20 protein-coding genes are annotated in these 19,642 nt (G+C 70.8%); 12 read left to right on the top strand and 8 right to left on the bottom strand.

Annotated features, from left to right (window positions below; all coding sequences use genetic code 11):
• Nucleotides 1–20 precede the first annotated feature (20 nt).
• Nucleotides 21–680, top strand: coding sequence for a leucine efflux protein LeuE (gene leuE, locus ACIQ7D_RS28030; protein WP_403942051.1), 660 nt, complete (start codon nucleotides 21–23; stop codon nucleotides 678–680).
• A 116-nt stretch (nucleotides 681–796) separates the two neighbouring features.
• Nucleotides 797–1,732, top strand: a complete 936-nt coding sequence (gene hemC, locus ACIQ7D_RS28025; protein ID WP_403942049.1) for a hydroxymethylbilane synthase — start codon at nucleotides 797–799, stop codon at nucleotides 1,730–1,732.
• A gap of 19 nt (nucleotides 1,733–1,751) precedes the next feature.
• Here hemC and ACIQ7D_RS28020 read toward each other — a convergent pair whose 3' ends face one another.
• Complete coding sequence (locus tag ACIQ7D_RS28020; protein WP_403942047.1) at nucleotides 1,752–1,946, bottom strand: DUF1918 domain-containing protein; 195 nt, start codon at nucleotides 1,944–1,946, stop codon at nucleotides 1,752–1,754.
• 451 nt (nucleotides 1,947–2,397) lie between these two features.
• On the opposite strand from ACIQ7D_RS28020, the gene ACIQ7D_RS28015 reads away from it, so the two are divergent.
• Entirely contained in the window at nucleotides 2,398–2,886 is a 489-nt protein-coding gene (locus ACIQ7D_RS28015; protein WP_403942045.1) for an RICIN domain-containing protein, read from the top strand.
• A 70-nt stretch (nucleotides 2,887–2,956) separates the two neighbouring features.
• On the opposite strand, the gene ACIQ7D_RS28010 is transcribed toward ACIQ7D_RS28015, so the two are convergent.
• The 3 genes from ACIQ7D_RS28010 to ACIQ7D_RS28000 form a co-directional block, all read right to left on the bottom strand.
• Entirely contained in the window at nucleotides 2,957–4,108 is a 1,152-nt protein-coding gene (locus tag ACIQ7D_RS28010; protein ID WP_403942043.1) for an acyltransferase family protein, read from the bottom strand.
• A gap of 145 nt (nucleotides 4,109–4,253) precedes the next feature.
• Nucleotides 4,254–5,663: a polysialyltransferase family glycosyltransferase gene (locus tag ACIQ7D_RS28005; RefSeq protein ID WP_403942257.1), complete on the bottom strand. Its 1,410-nt coding sequence runs from the start codon at nucleotides 5,661–5,663 to the stop codon at nucleotides 4,254–4,256.
• 5 nt (nucleotides 5,664–5,668) lie between these two features.
• Nucleotides 5,669–6,652 (bottom strand): glycosyltransferase family 2 protein, encoded by a 984-nt coding sequence (locus ACIQ7D_RS28000; protein ID WP_403942041.1) that lies wholly within the window; start codon nucleotides 6,650–6,652, stop codon nucleotides 5,669–5,671.
• 208 nt (nucleotides 6,653–6,860) lie between these two features.
• On the opposite strand from ACIQ7D_RS28000, the gene ACIQ7D_RS27995 reads away from it, so the two are divergent.
• The 4 genes from ACIQ7D_RS27995 to ACIQ7D_RS27980 all read left to right on the top strand — a co-directional run bounded on the left by ACIQ7D_RS27995 (nucleotide 6,861) and on the right by ACIQ7D_RS27980 (nucleotide 11,601).
• On the top strand, nucleotides 6,861–8,195 hold the full coding sequence (locus ACIQ7D_RS27995) for a DUF6716 putative glycosyltransferase (protein ID WP_403942039.1): 1,335 nt from the start codon (nucleotides 6,861–6,863) through the stop codon (nucleotides 8,193–8,195).
• Nucleotides 8,196–8,277: 82 nt separating this feature from the next.
• Entirely contained in the window at nucleotides 8,278–9,495 is a 1,218-nt protein-coding gene (locus ACIQ7D_RS27990; RefSeq protein WP_403942038.1) for a cytidylyltransferase domain-containing protein, read from the top strand.
• 44 nt (nucleotides 9,496–9,539) lie between these two features.
• On the top strand, nucleotides 9,540–10,466 hold the full coding sequence (locus ACIQ7D_RS27985) for an N-acetylneuraminate synthase family protein (protein WP_403942036.1): 927 nt from the start codon (nucleotides 9,540–9,542) through the stop codon (nucleotides 10,464–10,466).
• Nucleotides 10,467–10,470: 4 nt separating this feature from the next.
• Nucleotides 10,471–11,601 carry a hypothetical protein gene (locus tag ACIQ7D_RS27980; RefSeq protein WP_403942035.1) on the top strand — a complete coding sequence of 377 codons (1,131 nt, stop codon included), beginning with the start codon at nucleotides 10,471–10,473 and terminating at the stop codon, nucleotides 11,599–11,601.
• Here the strand turns inward: ACIQ7D_RS27980 and ACIQ7D_RS27975 are convergent.
• From ACIQ7D_RS27975 to ACIQ7D_RS27965, 3 genes are read right to left on the bottom strand one after another with little or no spacing between them, the layout of a single operon-like run.
• A complete protein-coding gene (locus tag ACIQ7D_RS27975) occupies nucleotides 11,546–12,139 on the bottom strand; it encodes a hypothetical protein (RefSeq protein ID WP_403942033.1) in 594 nt (197 codons plus the stop codon). The genes ACIQ7D_RS27980 and ACIQ7D_RS27975 overlap by 56 nt on opposite strands.
• Nucleotides 12,136–12,441: a hypothetical protein gene (locus tag ACIQ7D_RS27970; protein ID WP_403942032.1), complete on the bottom strand. Its 306-nt coding sequence runs from the start codon at nucleotides 12,439–12,441 to the stop codon at nucleotides 12,136–12,138. The genes ACIQ7D_RS27975 and ACIQ7D_RS27970 overlap by 4 nt, the downstream gene beginning before the upstream one ends.
• Nucleotides 12,438–12,713 carry a hypothetical protein gene (locus ACIQ7D_RS27965; protein WP_403942030.1) on the bottom strand — a complete coding sequence of 92 codons (276 nt, stop codon included), beginning with the start codon at nucleotides 12,711–12,713 and terminating at the stop codon, nucleotides 12,438–12,440. Before ACIQ7D_RS27965 ends, ACIQ7D_RS27970 begins: the two co-directional genes overlap by 4 nt.
• A gap of 104 nt (nucleotides 12,714–12,817) precedes the next feature.
• Between ACIQ7D_RS27965 and ACIQ7D_RS27960 the strand changes: the two genes are divergently transcribed.
• From ACIQ7D_RS27960 to tgmC, 3 genes are all read left to right on the top strand, one after another.
• Nucleotides 12,818–13,648, top strand: coding sequence for a helix-turn-helix domain-containing protein (locus ACIQ7D_RS27960; RefSeq protein WP_403942028.1), 831 nt, complete (start codon nucleotides 12,818–12,820; stop codon nucleotides 13,646–13,648).
• Complete coding sequence (locus ACIQ7D_RS27955) at nucleotides 13,645–13,857, top strand: DUF397 domain-containing protein (protein ID WP_403942025.1); 213 nt, start codon at nucleotides 13,645–13,647, stop codon at nucleotides 13,855–13,857. Before ACIQ7D_RS27960 ends, ACIQ7D_RS27955 begins: the two co-directional genes overlap by 4 nt.
• Nucleotides 13,858–14,001: 144 nt before the next feature.
• Nucleotides 14,002–15,144 carry an ATP-grasp peptide maturase system methyltransferase gene (tgmC, locus tag ACIQ7D_RS27950; RefSeq protein WP_403942023.1) on the top strand — a complete coding sequence of 381 codons (1,143 nt, stop codon included), beginning with the start codon at nucleotides 14,002–14,004 and terminating at the stop codon, nucleotides 15,142–15,144.
• 18 nt (nucleotides 15,145–15,162) lie between these two features.
• Here the strand turns inward: tgmC and ACIQ7D_RS27945 are convergent, their stop codons facing one another.
• Nucleotides 15,163–16,677, bottom strand: coding sequence for an ATP-binding protein (locus ACIQ7D_RS27945; protein WP_403942022.1), 1,515 nt, complete (start codon nucleotides 16,675–16,677; stop codon nucleotides 15,163–15,165).
• Nucleotides 16,678–17,084: 407 nt separating this feature from the next.
• On the opposite strand from ACIQ7D_RS27945, the gene ACIQ7D_RS27940 reads away from it, so the two are divergent.
• Both ACIQ7D_RS27940 and ACIQ7D_RS27935 read left to right on the top strand, forming a co-directional pair.
• Nucleotides 17,085–18,317, top strand: a complete 1,233-nt coding sequence (locus ACIQ7D_RS27940) for an amidohydrolase (protein ID WP_403942255.1) — start codon at nucleotides 17,085–17,087, stop codon at nucleotides 18,315–18,317.
• Nucleotides 18,318–18,481: 164 nt separating this feature from the next.
• The gene (locus tag ACIQ7D_RS27935; RefSeq protein ID WP_403942020.1) at nucleotides 18,482–19,531 is read left to right on the top strand and encodes a BMP family protein; all 1,050 of its coding nucleotides are present in this window, start codon (nucleotides 18,482–18,484) and stop codon (nucleotides 19,529–19,531) included.
• The last annotated feature ends 111 nt before the right edge of the window (nucleotides 19,532–19,642 follow it).

Genomic DNA, 19,642 nt, shown 5'->3' with positions numbered 1-19,642 from the left:
CGTATGCGACACTCCGGTACATGTTGGGTGTCACTGATCTGCCGACCTATCTCGTCGGCCTCGCACTGATCGTTCTCCTGCCGGGCCCGAACTCCCTCTACGTGCTCTCCGTCGCGGCCCGGCGAGGGGTACGCGCGGGCTACACGGCCGCCGCGGGCGTCTGGTGCGGTGACACGGTCCTGATGGTGCTCTCGGCGGCCGGTGTCGCCTCGCTCCTCCAGGCGAACGCCGTGCTGTTCGGCATCGTGAAGTACGCGGGCGCCGGATATCTGACCTGGCTGGCCGTCGGGATGCTGCGCGCCGCCTGGTCGATGTGGCGCGCCCGGCACGAACGGGTCGAGGCGGTCGCCGCCGGTGGACGGGAGACGGCCCCGGCGGCCGAGCGCCCGTACCGCAAGGCGCTGATGATCAGTCTGCTCAACCCGAAGGCGATCCTGTTCTTCATCTCCTTCTTCGTCCAGTTCGTCGACCCCGGCTACGCCCACCCCGCGCTCTCCTTCGTCCTGCTGGGGCTCCTCGCCAACGTGGCCAGCGCGCTCTACCTCTCGGCGCTGATATTCGGCGGCACGCGCCTGGCGGCGGCCTTCCGCCGCCGTAGGCGCCTCTCGGCGGGGATGACGACGGCGGCGGGGGCGATGTTCCTGGGCTTCGCGGCGAAGCTCTCACTGAGCGGCGTCTGAGCTTTCACCGAGCGGCGGCGAAGCTCTCACTGAGCAGCGTCCGACGGCGCCTTGGGGCGCCGCGTCCACCCCGACGGCGGTCCTGGGGCAGCCCGCGGGCGGTCTATCGTGGAGGCATGTCCGCTCCTGAGCTGATCCGTATCGTCTCCCGCGACTCGCCCATGGCCCTGGCCCAGGTGGAGCGGGTCCGTGCCGAGCTGGGGGCGCTGTATCCCGGTACGGCGACCGAGGTCGTGCCCGTCAAGACCACCGGGGACAAGTGGCTGGGCGACCTCTCCCTGGTCGAGGGGAAGGGCGCCTTCACCAAGGAGGTCGACGCCGCGCTGCTCGCGGGCGAGGCCGATCTCGCGGTGCACTGCGTCAAGGACGTACCGGCGGACCGGCCACTCCCTGCGGGGACGACGTTCGCGGCGTTTCTCAAGCGGGACGACATCCGTGACGCCCTGATCCATCCCGGCGGGCTGACCCTCGACCGGCTTCCCGAGGGGACACGGGTCGGTACGTCGTCGGTGCGGCGGATCGCCCAGCTCGCCGCCTCGCACCCGCATCTGGAGTGCGTCCCGTTCCGGGGCAACGCCAACCGGCGGCTGGAGAAGCTCGCCGCGGGGGAGGCCGACGCGCTGCTGCTCGCGGCCGCCGGGCTGGAGCGGATCGGGCGCACCGACGTGATCACGGAGATTCTTTCGCCCGAGACGATGTGCCCGCCCATCGGCGCCGGGGTCCTCGCCCTCCAGTGCCGTGAGGACGACACGGCGCTCATCGACGCGGTCAGCGGCCTCGGCGACACGGACACCTATCGCGAGACGACGGCCGAGCGGATGTTCCTGCATGTCCTCCAGGGGCACTGCAACAGCCCCATCGCCGGATACGCCACCGCCCGCCCCAACGGCGATCTCTCGCTGCGGGCCTGTGTCTTCACCCCGGACGGCAAGACCGTGCTCAACGCCCACGAGTGGGCCGGGCTGCTCAGCCCGGCCGATCTCGGCGCGTCCGTCGCCCTCGCGCTGCTGCGCCAGGGCGCGCGGGAGCTGATCGACACCATCGCCCACTGACGGGCCCGGTCCCGGGCCGTCAGTCGTTGCCCTTGCGGTGCTCGACCATCGTGTCCGGGCCCGGCGACATGATCGTCTCGTGGCCGTCCTCGGCACGTACCCGGAAGGGCGGCGTGCCCTCCGGGCCCAGCACCTCCACGATCTCCACGACGCGGTCGTGCTTGCCGACCACCCTGCCGTGCATGACCAGCCGGTCGCCCTTGCTCGCCTTCATGCCCACTCCCTGTGGTTCGACCGTCACATCGCGTAACGCGACGCTGTGTGGAGTGTAGAGGCGGCCCGCCTCTGTCAGCCATTCCGTCAGGCCGATCGGGTCGGCCGTGTCACGCGCGCCCCGGCGATCCGTGCACCCGTGGGTGAGCGGCCGGACACGCGCTGGAACCGCAAGGGGGCGGATCCGGCCGATCACGGCACGGGCGGCGGCGGTCCCCGCCGCCCGGAGCGATCCGTTCCGGGCGGACCCGTGCGGCCGCTTTCCCTTCCGTTCGACGGGCCGAAACGGGAAAGTCACCCACGCCGTACCTGGCGTTCCTTTTCCGGTACGGCCGGAAACGGCCGATATTTCCGCAGAATTCTCTGACAAGATCCGGGTGTTGTTCCGGTTGATTCCCGAGTTGATTCCCGAAGTAGATTCCCGAAGTTGATTCCTGAAGGGGCTGGTCATCATGCGTACTGCCGTCATGCGTGGGGTTTTCGCCGTCGGAGTGGCGACCGCGGCCGTTTTCGCCGGTACGGGAACGGCCTCCGCCGACCAGAATGCCGTGTACGCGACGCTGGTCAATGGAAAGAGCGGTAAATGCCTCTCCATATCGGGGGGTGGCTCCACCGGCAACGGCGCCGCCGCCATTCAGTACACGTGTAACAGCGGCGACGAACAGTACTGGTCGTTCGACAGCGCCGGGCTGCTCAATCTCAAGAGCGGGAAGTGCCTCTCGGTGTCGGGCGGCGGCTCCACCGCCAACGGGGCGGCCGCGATCCAGTACACCTGCAACGGCTCCGCCGAGCAGTCCTGGGTCCTCTACAACACCGGCGAACTCGTGAACGTGAAGTCCGGCAAGTGCCTGTCCCTCGACAACGGCGGCTCCACGGCGAACGGCACCGCCGCCATCATCTGGACCTGCAACGGCGGCGCGGAGCAGCGCTGGGCCTGGTGATCCGGGCGGGCGGCGGCCGGGGAGAGCCGAACTCCCGGGCCGCCGCCCGTACGTGGGCCGTGCCGAGACGTTACGACGTGCGCAGCCGCTCCGCCTGCTGTTTCATCATCCGCCTCATGCGCGGGCCGACCGGCTTCTCCACCAGCCGGTGGATCAGCCAGGCGAGCACGAGCAGCGAGACGACCGTGGCGACGAACGTCAGCCGCGCGTCCAGACCGAACTTCCGGTGGTAGACCGCGATCACGAACCAGCCCAGGTGTTCGTGGATCAGGTAGAAGGGGTACGTGAGCGCCCCGGCGAAGGTCAGCCAGCGCCAGTTCGCCCACCGCAGCCAGCCGAGCGCCACCGCCGCCACCGCGCCGAACGCGAAGGTGACCAGGAGCAGGATCACGTAGGGGGAGCGTTCCTGGAAGACGCTGGTCGCGTTCGGGTCCCACAGCGCGGTCGTCGAGTAGCGCTGGCCGAGCAGCCAGCTGGTGCCCACGATCGACCAGAGCAGAAGATCGCTGCCGTACCGGTGGATCAGGTAGAGCGCCAGGCCGCCGATGAAGAACGGGGCGTGGTCGCGCATCACGAGTTCGTCGGTGAGCGGGTGGTCGGCGACCCGGGCGAACACCCCCGCCACCGTCCACAGGCAGCAGAAGATGACGACCCGGCGGTACGTGACGCCCTTCCACACCACGAAGAGCGCGAAGAGCAGGTAGAAGCGTGCCTCGACCCACAGCGTCCAGCACACGCCGAGGACCCGGTCGACCCCCATCGGCTGCTGGAGCATCGTCAGGTTCACCAGCACCTCGTTGAGGCGCAGGGGAGCGATGACCGACGGCAGGGCCACGCACGCGGCGGTGACGAGGACGATGGCCGCCCAGTAGGCCGGGTAGAGCCGGGTGACGCGGGAGCGGAAGAAGTCACCGAGCGAACGGCCCCAACTGCTCATGCAGATGACGAAGCCGCTGATGACGAAGAAGAGCTGGACCCCCAGCGAACCGTAGGTGGCGACCGCCGACAGATCGGGGAAGAGTTCCTTCGGGGACTGGCCCCACGCGTGCTCCACCTGCCCCTTCCCCGCGTAGTGGAAGGTGCACACCATCAGGGCGGCGAGGATCCGCAGGCCGTCCAAGGCGCGCAGGCGGTTCTCCCTCGCGGGGGGCGCCGCGGGGGCCGGGGCGCCCACTGGCTCGGGCGCCGGCTCCGGTGCTTTGGCCAGGGTCGTTTGTGTCATTCCGGGGTTCCGTTCGTCCCTGCGTCGATGCGTCGATCGTGGAGTGGAGATCGTGGAATGGATGAACGCGGGCTCCGTACGGACCACGTGAGGCGGAGCGCCGCGCTTGGTCGCAACGCTCCGCCTCACGTGGCCGGCCGGGCACTCAGCCCAGGGCCGCCTTCTTGAACGAGCGCGCGTGCCGGGCGACCCTGCGGACCGTCGCGTTGCGCGGGATGAAGGCGAGCTGTGTGGGCACACCGCCCGGCAGCGCCAGCACCGCGAGCCTGCGGCGTTTGAAGTAGACCGAGGTGCGCGGGGTCAGATGCCGGGAGAGGAAGGCATCGGCGGCCGGGCGCAGACCCCGGTAGATCTGCGGCTGCATCGCGAACCCGACGGCCGCGACCAGCTCGGACAGCCGCTCGTACGGCTCGTACGGCGCGCTCCCGCCCCGCGCCGCGTCCGCGCCCCCGGAGGTGCCCGCCGTGTTCTCCAGCGGCGGCAGCAGCGCGTCCACGATCGTCACCGGCACCCGGTTGCTGTTCTGGTACGGGGCCAGCCGCTCCAGCAGCAGTTCCGTGCCCGTACGCGCGACCGGCAATCCGTAGAAGGCGTGCGCCGTGAACAGGGCCGTGGAGAAGCAGGCGATGACGAGGGCGGGGCGCAGCCGCTGGTACAGCACCTCGGCCAGCACGGGGCCCGACCGTACCGTCAGCGTGGCGCCGAGCGACGCGGCCTCCTCCTCCAGCCTGCGCGACCACTGCGCGGGCGCGGAGGGGTGGGGCTTGAAGACGACATTCCGGTGGCCCCGGGCGATCGCGCCCCTGACCATCCCCAGATGCAGTTCCTCCTCCTCCGGCACGGTGAGGATGTCGAGCGCGGAGAGATACTGGCCGAGGATGAGCGCGGGCGGCTCGTCGGAGGTGTCACCGAGCGGGGCGCCGCCGAAGTCCGTGCCCGCCGCGCTCTCCGCGTCCGCCATCTCCGCGAGCACCTTCACGAAGGTCTCGTCCGGGATGATCTCCGGCTCGACGCCGAACTCCGTCAGCAGCAGCGGCTTCAGACCCGGTACGAGATCCAGGTGCAGCAGCCGCTCGACCCGCCCCCCGATCAGCGGGTCGAGCTTGCTCCGGGTGGGCCCGTAACTCATCAGCCCGTCCGCGTACACATGGATCGGGCTGTCGCCGAAGATGGTCGCGACCGCCTGGGACGGGTTGGCCTGGATCGACTCACAGGCGATCTCCACCGGCGTGTCGCCCAGCCCCCACGCTTCCCGGACGGCCCGCTGCCACAGCGTGGCGTCCTGCTCGCGCGGGGACCAGCCGGCCGGGTGGAAGGGGCGTACGAAGTCGTTCCAGGACCGGATCTCGTCGTACTCGGGCCGCAGCGGGCGGAAACCGGGCAGCGACTCCAGCGCGGTGCCCAGTTCGGGGGAGGACGAGGTGTCGCTGATGACGAGGATCCTGCGGTGCTCCGCGCGCGGGCCGAACAGCCCGGCGCGGATCGCCGCCGTGACGGTCGCCGCCGCGTACTGCGTGCAGGCGAAGAAGAGCTGCGTGGTGCCCTTGGCCGACATGCTCATCAGGCTGCCTCCGGTCCCCGCTGGGCGATCGGACGGCGGCGGACCCGGCGCAGCCGCCCGGCGCGCGCGGAGTCCATCGAGTCCAGGGTCTCCGTGAGGAGCGGCGCCGGAATGCGCTTGAGGGCCGCCGCGCTGAGCGAGCGGAGTTTACGTGCCACGGGCGGTTCGAACCTCTCGATGGAGCCAAGGTGGTGGGCCATGACCGCGCAGTACGTCCGTACGGCCTTCGGCAGCAGCAGGTCCGCGTCCCGGTCCGCGGCCGTCTCCGCCACGACCTGGTCGAACGCGCGGATGAAGTCGAGCTGCCTGACATCACCGATCTGGGTGAGTGACGAGGTGACCCCGCGCCGGTAGAACACCCCGTGCAGGCTCACCGCGGCGAAGGACTCCGCCTCCCGGTGCAGCTTCCAGATCCAGGGCCGGTCCTCGGCGGTGCGCAGCCCGTCCGTGAAGTGCAGCAGCCCGCGGTCGACCAGCCGGCGGTGGTAGATCCCGGCCCACGCGTAGGCGTAGTCGACCGAGGTGGACCGGTCGGCGGGCAGGATCGCGTCCCGGGGGTTCAGCGGCGTGGAGCGCCGGCCGACCGGGACCCGGTGCACCGCCCGGGACTTCCCGGTGAACTGCACATGGTCCGTACGGACGAAATCGCAGTCCAGTTCCTCGGCCGCGGCGAGCAACTGCTCGAAATAGCCGGGAGCCACCCAGTCGTCGCCGTCCAGATACGTGATGTACGTACCCGTCGCGGCGTCCAGTCCGGTGTTGCGCGCGGTGGCGAGTCCTCCGTTCCGCTCATGTCTGATCACCCTGGCGCCGGGCAGTTCGCGTTCCGCACGGTCCAGGATCTCGCCCGTACCGTCCGACGAACAATCGTCGACAAGCAGGAATTCGAAGTCGGCACGCGTATTCGCCTGCAGGCTGCGCAAGGTTTCGGGGGCATATGTCCGCACGTTGTAGAACGGCACGACAACAGAGAGCTTCACCACCCGGCTGACGCTAGGGGGCATGCCGTCATCAGGGCTGACTTCGCGGGGCATGCCAGATGAACGAAGAGTGTCGGAACAGTGAATCGGTCGAAGGCGGTGCTTCTTCCGGGCGTTTCCGGGGGTGCGACGCCATTCGTAGACGTGTTGTTAACCCTCCATTGCCATTGAGTTGGGCCGACAAACGGAATGGCTTCCTAACGTCCTCGACGTGCCATCACGTATCAACCAAGCGGTCCGGGTCGCCGTGCTCGCCGACTCCGACACCCGGTGGAAGTGGGGCGCGCTCACCGCGCGCCGTATCGCCCCGGACGACCGCCCCACAGAGCTCAGCGGCTTCCTGCTGCGCGGCCGAGCCACGCCCACCGCCCGTCAGCTCGCGGAGGTCGGCGCGGACGCGGACGCCCTGCGCGAGGTGACAGGTACCGCCTTCCTGCGGGCACTGCGCGAGGAGTCCTACGACATCGTCGTGCTGGCCCTCGTCGGCGGCGCCGTCCAGGCGATGCTGCACGGCATCGCCGCGCTGAAGCTCGCGAACCGGCCCGTCGTCGTCACCGGCTACGTCGGCGTCGTCTACGAGAAGCTCTCCGACGGGCTGCTGCTGCGGCACGGCGCGGACGTCGTCCTCGCCAACTCCCTGTACGACGCCGAGCGGTTCCGCGCCGTCTACGAGGGCGTGGGCGCCGACGCCTCCTCCGTCACCGAGGCGGCGCTGCCGTTCCTCGGTGGCGAGCGCTACCAGCCCGAGGAGGGCCGCGACACGCTCGTCTTCGCCGCGCAGCCCTCCGTACCGGCGACCCGCGCCGACCGTACGTACCTGCTGCGCCGTCTTGTCGAGCACGCCAGGCTCCACCCGCGCCGCCAGGTGCTGCTCAAGCTGCGCAGCAAGCCCGGCGAACACACCACGCACATCGAGGAGTTCCCCTACCAGCGCCTCGCCGAGAAGGTGCCCGGCGGACTCCCGGACAACTTCAAGCTGGTGTACGGGAACATGGGCGAGGTCCTGGACCGTACGGACCTGCTGGTCACCGTCTCCTCGACGGCCGCACTGGAGTCCCTGCACCGCTCCGTCCCCACCGCGATCCTCACCGACTTCGGGGTGCGCGAGCCGCTCGGCAACCACCACTTCATCGGCTCCGGCTGCCTGGCCTCCTGGGACCAGCTCGACGGCGGCGGACGCCCCGTCCCCGACGCCCGGTGGGCCGAGAGGCAGGGCGTCGCCGCCGACGGCTCGTACGCCAGGGCCTTCGACACGGCCCGCCGCCGCGTCACCGAGCTGACCGAGCGGGCCGCCGCCGGGGAACTCCCCGGGATCAGCCCGTACTACACGGCCACGACCGCCCCCGGATACCTGCCGGGCCTCCTTGCCCGCTACCACCTCGCGGCGGACGGGACTCCGCTGCCCGCGGCCGCCAGAACCGCCGAGAACAGCGCGGGCGGAGTGCGGCGCGTGGTGCGCGAGGCGGTACGGGGAGCGGCGCGCGGCGCGTACCGCCACGGGGTGCAGCGCGTGGCGCCGGTCATCCGCCGGATGGGCGAGCTGTGACCGCGCCCGCCGGCCGCCCGGGCACCCCCGCACGACCTGTCATCGCACGAGCCGCGCACACCCGACCCCCTACGGAGTACTGATGACCGTCCTCGCGGTGATCCCCGCACGCGGCGGATCCAAGGGCGTACCCGCCAAGAACCTCGCGCCCGTCGGCGGCGTCCCGCTCGTCGTCCGGGCGGTCCGCGCCTGCCTGGCGGCCCGGCGCGTCACTGACGTCGTCGTCTCGACCGACGACGCCCTGATCGCCGAGGCCGCCCGCACGGCCGGCGCCGAGGTCGTCCTGCGCCCCGCCGCGATCGCGGGGGACACCGCGACCAGCGAGGACGCCGTCCTGCACGCCATGGACGCGTACGCCGCCCCGCGCGGCGAGGACGGCGAAGGCGACCCCGACGTGGTGCTGCTGGTGCAGTGCACCAGCCCCTTCCTCACCGCCGACGACCTCGACGGCGTCACCGGCGCCGTCACCGAGGACGGCGCCGACACCGCCCTGACCGTCGCGCCCACCCACGGCTTCGTCTGGCGCCAGGACGGCGCGGGCCGCACCGAGCCGGACGGCTACGGCGTCAACCACGACAAGGCCAACCGGCCGCGCCGCCAGGACCGTCCCCAGGAGTACCTGGAGACCGGCGCCGCCTACGCGATGCGCGCCGACGGCTTCCGCGCCGCACGCCACCGCTTCTTCGGCCGCACCGCGCTGGTCCCCACCGACCCCGCGCGGGTGCTGGAGATCGACGACCCGCACGACCTGGCCCGCGCCCGGCTCCTCGCGCCGCTGCTCGACCCGCAGGTCCTGCCCTCGTACGACGATGTCGACGCCGTCGTCCTCGACTTCGACGGGACGCAGACCGACGACAAGGTCCACATCGACTCCGACGGCCGCGAAACGGTCGCCGTGCACCGCGGCGACGGCCTCGGGATCGCCGCGCTGCGCCGCTCCGGGCTCCACCTGCTCATCCTCTCCACCGAGCAGAACCCGGTCGTCGCGGCCCGCGCCCGCAAGCTCCAGGTACCGGTGCTGCACGGCATCGACCGCAAGGACCTGGCGCTCAAGCAGTGGTGCGACGAGCACGGCATCGCGCCCGAGCGGGTCCTCTACGTCGGCAACGACGTCAACGACCTGCCCTGCTTCGGCCTCGCCGGCTGGCCGGTGGCCGTCGCGAGCGCCCACGACGAGGTACGCGCCGCGGCGCGCGCCGTCACGACCACGCCCGGCGGCGAGGGAGCCGTCCGGGAGATCGCCACCTGGCTGCTCGGCCCGGCGCTCTCCACCGCTCCCGCCACCCCCACCGCCCCGTGAACCCCCACACCCTCCACACTGTCAACAAGTAAGGACGCACCGCCATGAGCACCAACTCCCCTTCCCGCCTGCGGACCTTCGGTACCCGGACCGCGGGCCCCGGCCGCCCCGTCTACATCACGGGCGAGATCGGCATCAACCACAACGGTGAGCTGGACAACGCCCTGGCCCTGATCGACGTGGCCGCCGAGGCGGGCTGTGACGCGGTCAAGTTCCAGAAGCGCACCCCGGAGATCTGCACCCCGCGCGACCAGTGGGACATCGAGCGCGACACCCCCTGGGGCCGGATGACGTACATCGACTACCGCCACCGCGTCGAGTTCGGCGAGGACGAGTACCGCACCATCGCCGAGCACTGCGCCAAGCGCGGCATCGACTGGTTCGCCTCCCCGTGGGACACCGAGGCCGTCGCCTTCCTGGAGAAGTTCGACGTGCCCGCCCACAAGGTGGCCTCCGCCTCCCTCACCGACGACGAGCTGCTGCGCGCCCTGCGCGCCACCGGCCGCACCGTCATCCTCTCCACCGGCATGTCGACGCCGAAGCAGATCCGCCACGCGGTCGAGGTCCTGGGCAGCGACAACATCCTGCTCTGCCACGCCACGTCGACGTACCCGGCCAAGGCCGAGGAGCTGAACCTGCGGGTGATCAACACCCTCCAGGCCGAGTTCCCGAACGTCCCGATCGGCTACAGCGGCCACGAGACCGGTCTCCAGACCACCCTCGCCGCCGTCGCCCTCGGCGCCACGTTCGTCGAGCGCCACATCACCCTCGACCGCGCCATGTGGGGCTCGGACCAGGCCGCCTCCGTCGAGCCGCAGGGCCTGACGCGCCTCGTCCGCGACATCCGCACCATCGAGGCCTCCCTCGGTGACGGCGTCAAGAAGGTGTACGAGTCGGAGCTGGGCCCGATGAAGAAGCTCCGCCGGGTCGCGGGCGTCGTCGCCGAGGCCGCCGAGCCGGTCGCGGTCTGACGCCATGACCGGTGCCGGCGGGGGCAGCTCCCCGTACCAGAGCGAGACAGCGGCTTCGGCGCCCGCGGGCGTCCCCCTCTCCGACACCCCCGCCGCCCCCACGATCGCCTTCGTGGAGAGCCCGGTCCAACTGCTCAACGTGCTGGAGTGGGCGCACCTCAGCCGGGCGGGCGACGCGCTCACCGTCGTCGTGCTGTCGCCCACCGACCCCATGTCGCGCGGCCAGCTCCGCCGGGTGGCCGAACTGGCCCGCGACGAGGGCTTCACGGTGCGCTGGCAGGAGGCGCGCGGCGGGGCCGGGGCGCCGCTGCGGACGGTACGGGAGCTGGCACCACTGCTGCGCAAGGCGGACCGGGTCGTCATCGGTGACCCGTTCTCCCGCTACGTACAGCTCCTGCTGGCCCTGGTTCCCACCAAGGAACTGACGGTCGTCGACGACGGCACCGCGACGATGGAGTTCGTCGGGCAGCTCGCCCGGGGCGAGCGGCTGGTGCGCTGGCACCGGCGCGGCGGCGCGCGCGGGCCGCGGGAACTGGTCCTGGCGCCGGTCACCGCGGCCGCGCGCCGCCGGCTCACCCCGTCGGCCGCCCGCGCGGTCGAGGTCTTCACCTCGATGCCGGTCGAGGGGGTGCCGCACGGCATCACCGTCACGGCCAACACCTTCGCCTGGACCCGTGCGACCTTCGGGCCGCCGCGGATCACGACCGGCGCCGACATGGTCGGCACCTCGCTGGTCGAGACGGGCGTGGTCGACGCCGACCTGTACACCGAGGCGGTCATCTCGCTCGCCCGTACCCACGGCGCGACGCGCTACTTCGCCCACCGGCGCGAGAACGTCGACAAGCTCCACCAGCTCCACATCGCGACGGGCCTGGAGATCGTCCGCCCCGACCTGCCCCTGGAGCTGATCGCCCGCCGCGGCCCGATCGGCCGTACGGTGCTGAGCTTCCCGTCCACGGTGGTCCACACCCTGCCGCTGGCCCTCGCGGGCACGGGCGTACGGGTCGCGGTCTGCGACATAGCCCCGGAATGGCTCAAGGAGACGGCGTCGCCCCGCGCGCAGGGCTTCCTCTCCGGCGTCACGGGCACGGCCCGCGACGTCCACCGCCTCCCGAGGCTGCCGTCGCCGGCCTGACCCGCCCGCACCGTCCCCGGCCCGCTCCCTCTTCACGGGGGCGGGCCGGGCTCGCGTCATCCCGAGCCCGTATCCGGCCGGGGCGTCGTCGCAGACGGAACCGGTCGTACCAGCGGGGTCTGCGGTGTCTGCGGCGGCCGGGGCGGGGCACCGGGGTTGACGGGTGGTACGCGGGTACGGGCGCCGCCGCGAGCAGGTAGAGGCCGGTGTGGTCGGAGGCGCGGAAGGTGAACGCCGCACCGGCGAGGAGATGATTCCGCGCCTTCTCCTGGGCTGCGAAGTCGTCGCACCAGCAACGGAGTTCGGTGGGCGCGTCCGGGACCGGGGGGCCTGCGCGGACAAGGGTGCCCGGAGGGGCCCACAGGGACCATGGGTCGGGGTCGAGCCCGTCGGCGATGCGCCGGGCCTGACAGCGCAGGAAGAACAGGGCGTGGTCGGGCGACGCCGACTGCCGGGCGGCGAGGACGACCCGTACCCACGCGCCGTTGACCGGACCCTCGCAGATCACGGTCAGGCGGTAGAGCGGGGCGGCGCTCATCCCTCCCTCCGCGCGGGAGGCCGCTGCTCGCGGTGCAGGGCGGCGAGGGCGCGGAGCTGTGTCTGTTCCCGCGCGGTCGCCGGGCGGACCGACAATCGGGGGGCCTCCCAGGTGTGGCCCGAGGGACGGACCAGGCGGACCACCGATCCGGCGAAGGAACGGATCAGGCCGGGCATGTCCGTCCTGTGGTCGAACACCGCCATGCCCACCCGGAGTTCCTGCCCGAGGACGGGCACGTTCGGCTGTAGACGCTGGAGCCGCCGCGCCGGGTAACACCGTCCGTCGCGCGCGCCGGACGTCATCCGAGGTCTCCCGCCCTGCGGTGCGGGTGCGAGGCGATCTGCCGGGCGCACTCCAGCGGCGTCGCCGAATCGATCCCGCGCTGGGCGTTCTCCCGGCGCCGGTCCCACCAGGCGCAGAGATCGCAACCCGGCTCGGGGGCGAGGTCGACCGGGGGGTACGGCGCGACCGGCACGATCCCGGAAGAACGCCGCTCGACCGGGGACTTGGGCCCATCGGGGGCCGGGATACGCGGGGGCTGCTGCGACGTGGCGGAGACGCTGTTGTCGGACATGATGACTCCTCTCCGTAGCGGATCCACTACCAAACGCGTTCAGAGTCACCTACCCTCGGAAAAGCAAGCAACCTGGCAGCAGGGATTGAAGAGAGGGCCACGCCATGGTCAACCGCAAGGATCTGAACCCGGAAGCATCGCCACGAGCGGCGTTCGGAGCGCGTTTACGCAGTGTGCGAGAGGCGCGCGGGGTGACGCAGGACGACCTCGGGGACCAGATGGAATATTCAGGGCAGCATGTGTCCGCTGTCGAAACTGGTCGCAAACCGCCAACTCTGCGCTTCGCGCGCCGTGCTGATCTCGTTTTGGACGTCGGCGACGAATTCGAACGCGAGTGGCGCGATCTTCGGCACGGCAGCCTGTTGGAGGGCTTCCCGGAGTACGTGCGGTGCGAGGAGCGCGCCGTGGAGATCCGTATCTTCGAAGTCGGTGCCATCCCTGGGCTGCTCCAGACACCGGAGTACGCGACGGCCGTGGAGGCGGCGAACGTCAAGCGCGGAGCCATCCCGCCCGAACAGGCCGAGGAACGGCTCACCTTCCTGGCCGAGCGGCAGGCCGCCCTGGAACGGCCCAACCCGCCCATCGTGATCGCCGTGTTGGACGAGAGCTGTATCCGCAAGATGGTGGGCGGGCCCGAGGTCATGGAGGCCCAGCTGACGCGACTGATCGCATTCGCCGATCAGCCGAACACGATGCTCCAGATCGCCCCCTTCGCCATAGGAGAGCGGTGCCCGTTCAGCAGGGTGGTCAATCTGCTGACCCTGGCGGACCGGTCCGTGGTCTCCTACGTCGAGTCGCAGACCCGGGGATATCTGGACCGCGATATCCCTACCGTGGTGCCGCTGGTGAGGGCCTACCATCAACTACAGGCCGAAGCGCTCTCCCAAGCGGCATCCGTGGCCCTGATCAACGAGGTACGAAAGGGCATCCTGTGACAACCGACGCATCCCCTCGCTGGTTCACCTCCTCCTACAGCGGCAACGGCGGTACCTGCGTAGAGGTCGCCATCAATCTCGTCGCCTCGCGCGGCGTGGTCCCCGTGCGGGACTCCAAGAACCCGAGCGGTCCGCAACTGGCGTTCCCCGCCGACTCGTTCGCGTCCTTCGTCGCGTCCGTCAGCGCCGAAGAGTTCCGCGCCGCCTGAGCACGCCCACACCGGTACCACTCCCGGCCCGCCACCCTCTTCGGGTGGCGGGCCGGCCGCCGTCGGGGGCCGGGTGCGGTTCCGTGTGGCGGCGCGGTCCTCGCTCCATGCTCTGACCGACCAGTTGGAGAAAGGCCCCGACGCGTGAGCACATCGGCTCGGCTTCGCCACGCCTTGACGGACAGACTCACCGAAGAGGGCGCCCTGACGGAACCTGATTGGCGCAGCGCCGTCATGGCGGTTCCGCGCGAGCTGTTCACCGGGTCCTACTTCATGCCGGTGACGGGAAGCGTTCCGACCAGCTACCGGCCCGTCAGGGAGGGGGAGCCCGGATGGCTGGAGGGGGCCTACTCCGACGAAACGCTGATCACCCAACTGGACGGTCGGGTCAGGCCCGACGACGTGACCGAGGGGACCGTGGCCGGCTCTCCGTCGTCGTCCTCCACCCTGCCGTCGTTGGTGCTGCGTATGTGGCAGCAACTCGGCGCCGAGGCCGGTCACCGGGTGTTGGAGATCGGCACGGGCACCGGGTACTCGACCGCCCTCGGTGCGCACTGCCTCGGGGACGCCAACCTCACCAGCGTCGAGTACGACCCGGTGGTCGGTGGTGCTGCGGCAGCAGCGCTCAAGGCCGCCGGTTTCGCGCCCCGGCTGATCATCGGTGACGGGCTGCGTGGTGACCCGGACGGAGGCAGGTTCGACCGGCTGATCGCCACGTGTTCGGTCCGATATATTCCGTTGCCGTGGCTGCACCAGGTGCAGCCGGGCGGAAGGATTCTGGTCACGCTGTCCGGGTGGAGCTACGCCAACGCCCTTGCACTGCTGGACGTGACCGGCCCCGGGGAGGCCACGGGCCGTTTCCTGCCCGGCTACACCAGCTTCATGATCGCCCGGCCGCACGACCGTCCGCCGCGCGCGATGCTGGCCCTGCTGCCTGGAGATGAGCGTCCGAGCCAGATCGACCCCGCGAAGCTCGACGACTGGACGGGCGGTTGGGTCGCGCAGCTCGCGGCGCCCTCGGCCGAACGCATGGGGGCGGGGGCGGAACAGATCCTCTGGGACGTGTCCACCGGTTCGCAGGCCCGGACGGCCCCCACCTCCCAAGGCGGGTGGACCGTTGTCCAGCGGGGCCCCGTTCGTCTGTGGGATCGGGTCGAAGGGGCCGTGCAGTGCTGGCAGGCTGCCGACGAGCCTCACCAGGAGCGGTTCGGAATCACGGTCTCGGCCGCCGGCCAGAGGGTGTGGCTCGGCACCGAGGACGGCCCCGGGTGGGACCTGCCGATCTGACACAAGCGGGCCCTGTGGTCAGCCCTGCGCTCCGTACAGCGTCGCCAGGTCCACCAGTGCCACATCGGCGCGGCGTTCGGCGATGCGTGCCAGGTCCGAGTGGAAGCCGCTGAGCGAGAACAGGGCGAGAACCGTCCCGTCCGTTCGGTAGCCCTGGTCGGCCAGGAGGGTACGGATGTGCTCCAGGCGGGCGAGGTCGTGCGGGCCTCGGCGCTCGACCGTCGCCTTGGCCTCTCCGAGCAGCCGGATACGGGCCCCGGGCTGCTGACGGCGGCTGTCCAGGTCGAGGGCGATGACGTCGATCTCGTGGGCGGTGCGCGCCGCGGGGTCGGGTGCGACGGTCGTGCCGATCGCGCCCGGTTCCAGGTCGGGCAGGAGCTCGTGGGCGTAATGCCCCGTCCACTGGCGGGCCAGCTCTTCGAAGTGCGGTCCGAGGATCTTCGACCGGAAGGTGGTGGCCGAGGCCCGCCAAGCCTGCTCGGACTGGCCCCGGTCGATGAGATCGGCCCGGGGAACGGCGACGAGCTGATTGAACCTGATCACCGGGTCCACGACCTTGATGCTGGTGCTGCGGCCCCGCAGCATGTCCTGCTCCTTGACCAGGTATCCGGAGCTCTGCAGTACGTCGAGCGGGTGTGCCAGCGCCGTCCGTTCCCGGCCGATCAGACCGCCGATCTTCGCCGGTGAGGACGCTCCTCGGGCCACCGCCGTGAGGACGTCGTAATAGAGGGTGCGGCGGGTGATGCGGGGATCTTCGCGCAGCAGGTACTCGGTCTCGGTCCGGGTGAAGACGCCGATGTCCGGGCTGAGGAGGTTGTCCACGACCCAGGTGTCGAACGACGCCTCCGAGTCGGGGGTGCCGGTCGCGACCAGTTGACGGTAGCCGGGCGCACCGCCGAGGACGGCGTGCAGCCGCAGGGCGACCGCCGGGTCCTCGACCGACCAGAGCCGCCGGGCGGCCCGGTAACCGAAGGCGGCGAGCCGCATGTCCATGGCCGCCCGGCCGCGCAGTGGCTGGGAGCCCGAGAGCAGTTCGTGCATGACGCTCATGGCCGAACCGCACAGAATGATCCGGGCCCCCGAGCCGCGCTCCCCGGTGGCGCCCGCCCGGGCGCGGGAGTCGTCGTAGAGCTTCTGGAGGATGCCGGGGACCTCGGGAGAGTGCTCCAGCAGATAGGGCAGTTCGTCGATGACGAGGAGCGGAACGGCCGCGCGGGCGGCGGTCTGGTCGAGCGCCGTGGTCAGTATCCGTTCCCAGTCGCCGATCGCGACCTCGGCCTCCGGCAGCCCGGCATAGGCGGCGACGGCAGCGGTGGCCCGCCGCAGCGAGGCGGTGCGCCCCTCTTCCCGTACCGCCGTCAGATACAGACCGCCGGCCTGTTCGGCGAGGGCGCGCAGCAGAAACGACTTGCCGTGGCGCCTACGTCCGGAGAGCAGCCCGAGCCGCAGGTACGGGTCCTCGGCGGACAGGAACTGGTTCAGGACCCGCCATTCACGGTCGCGGTCGTGTACCCATGAAGGCTTCTCCAGCATCGTTCGGCCACTCCCGGAGTCGTATAACTGGACCTATACTGATCAGTATAGGTCCAGTTATACGAACCTCCGTCGTGGTCACGTCGCGGTTCGGCGCCCGTTCGTCCTCTTCCCTGTTCCCCCTCCTCCCGGCGGGCCTTCTCCCCGGCGGGGGCGCGCGGGCCAATCCCCGCCCCGCTCTCGCCGGTCTCCGGGAGCCTCTCCTCGCCGCCTGCGGCGCTGCCCATCAGGCGGACCCCGGGGCTGGGACGCGGACACCCGGCTGGGCGAAATCGCTTGTGATACCCGCTGTGAGTGATCGCCAAGCGCGGAGGCATAAAATTTCTTCGCCTGAGTGGCTGAAATTTTGTTGATCCATGGTTGGTTGATCACTAAAGGGGCCTACCCTTCGACAGGTGAGCCAGTTGATGTCCTGCGAGTCCGAGACCGATCTGCCCGGGGAAGCGACCCACCCGGCGCTCCCCGGCACGCTGCCCGACGCCCTGCGCGACGAGCTGATCGCCTTCCGCCGGGACATGCACATGCACCCCGAGCTGGGGAACCAGGAGTTCCGGACCACCGCCGCGCTCAAGCGGCGGCTGGAGCAGGCGGGGCTCGCACCGCGCGTCCTGCACACCGGGACCGGGCTCGTCTGCGACATCGGGACCCCGGACCCCGCGCGCCCCATGCTCGCGCTGCGCGCCGACATCGACGGCCTGCCCATCCCGGACACCAAGACCGGCGTCCCGTACCGCTCCACCGTGCCCGACCGGGCACACGCCTGCGGGCACGACGTGCACACCGCCGCCGTCCTCGGCGCCGGGCTCGTCCTCGCCGGTCTTGACCGGCAGGGGCTGCTGCCGTCGCCCGTACGGCTGATCTTCCAGCCCGCCGAGGAGGTCCTGCCCGGCGGCGCCGCCGACGCCATCGAGTCCGGTGTGCTGGACGGCGTCGGATCGATCATCGCCGTGCACTGCGACCCCAAGGTCGACGCCGGAACGATCGGACTGCGGCCAGGACCGATCACCTCCGCCTGTGACCGGCTGGAGATCGCCCTCGACGGGCCCGGCGGTCACACCGCCCGCCCGCATCTCACCACCGACCTGGTCACCGCCGCCGCCAAGGTCGCCACCGACGTCCCCGCGCTGCTCGCGCGCCGCGTCGACGCCCGCTCCGGGCTCGCCGTCACCTGGGGCCGTATCGAGGCGGGCCACGCCTGCAACGTCATCCCGCAGCACGCCGAACTCTCCGGCACCGTCCGCTGCCTGGACCTGCCCGCGTGGCGGGAAGCGCCGGACCTGGTGCACGCCGCGATCGACGAGATCGCCACGCTCCACCGCGCGAAGTCACAGATCACATACGTACGCGGGGTGCCGCCGGTCGTCAACGACCCCGTCGTCACCGAACTGCTCCGCACCGCGCAGGCCGCGCGCCGCGGTTCGTATGCGATCGAGGACACCGAGCAGAGCCTCGGCGGCGAGGACTTCTCCTGGTATCTCGAACAGGTGCCGGGAGCCATGGCACGGCTCGGCGTACGGGCCCCCGGCAGCCAGGCGCGGTACGACCTGCATCGTGGTGATTTCGACGTCGACGAGCATGCCATCCAGGTCGGCGTGGAGCTTTTCACCGCCGCCGCGTTGATCGACGGCGACCGTCCGTAACCGGCCGCGGAGCTCCGGCGTGCCGTCCGCTCGCCTGCTGTTCGCTTCCCGTTCGCGACGATCCGATAACGGCTTCCGTACAGGTCTTTATCTGACATCTACGCGCGTTACGATCGCCGCGAAACCAGCGCCGGAAGAGGCGCTTAGGCCAGAAGGAGCCTCCCGTGCGCCGGATCACCAGGATAGCCACCGTGGGCGTCGCGTCAGCGGCACTCGCGCTCTCCGCCACCGCCTGTGGCGGCAAGTCGTCGTCGGACGCAGGAACCGGCTCCGGCGGGGCCAAGGCCGCCATCGCGTACGACGTCGGTGGCAAGGGTGACCAGTCCTTCAACGACGCGGCCTACGCCGGTCTGGCCAAGGCCGAGAAGGACCTCGACATCAAGGGCACCGACTCGGAGCCGACGGACGGGGAGGCCGACGCCGACAAGGTGCAGCGCCTGACCGACCTGGCCCGCGCCGGCAACAACCCGGTCATCGGTATCGGCTTCGCCTACGCGCCCGCCATCAAGAAGGTCGCCCCGAAGTTCCCCAAGGTCTCCTTCGGGATCATCGACGACTCCTCGATGACCGACAAGAACATCGCCAACATGGTGTTCAACGAGGAGCAGGGCTCCTACCTCGCGGGCGTCGCCGCCGCCAAGGTCAGCAAGACGAAGACCGTCGGCTTCATCGGCGGTGTCGAGACCCCGCTGATCAAGAAGTTCCAGGCCGGTTTCGAGCAGGGCGTCAAGGCCACCGACCCGTCGGTGAAGGTCCTCTCGCAGTACCTGACGCAGCCCCCGAACTTCGACGGCTTCTCCAAGCCCGACCTGGGCAAGGCCGCCGCGCAGGGCCAGCTCGACAAGAAGGCCGACGTGGTCTACCACGCCGCCGGTCTGGCCGGCTTCGGCGCCATCGAGGCGACCGCGACGGCCGGCAAGTGGGCCATCGGCGTCGACTCCGACCAGTACGCCCAGAAGGGCCTGGCCAAGTACAAGGACAAGATCCTCACCTCGGTCACCAAGGACGTCTCCGACGCGGTCTACAACCTGATCAAGTCGGTCAAGGACGGCAAGCCCGAGTCCGGTGAGATCCGGTACGGCCTGGACAAGGACGGCGTCGGCCTGGCCGACTCCAACCCGGCGTACACCAAGATGACCGATGTCGTCACCGCCGTCGAGAAGGCGAAGAAGGACATCATCGACGGCAAGATCACCGTCAAGACCACCCCGTAACATCGCACCCGCGGACCGCACCCGGTCCGCGCTGTGCACCCCGGGTCTCCCGGGCCCGGACGACGGCGGCCGCCGCCGCTCCGGGCCCGGGAGATTCAGCTCATCCCGCCC

The organism is Streptomyces sp. NPDC096310, from assembly GCF_044763125.1.
Taxonomy (GTDB): domain Bacteria; phylum Actinomycetota; class Actinomycetes; order Streptomycetales; family Streptomycetaceae; genus Streptomyces.
The sequence above is the reverse complement of the archived record's forward strand: the minus strand, read 5'-3'. Positions and strand labels throughout refer to the sequence as shown.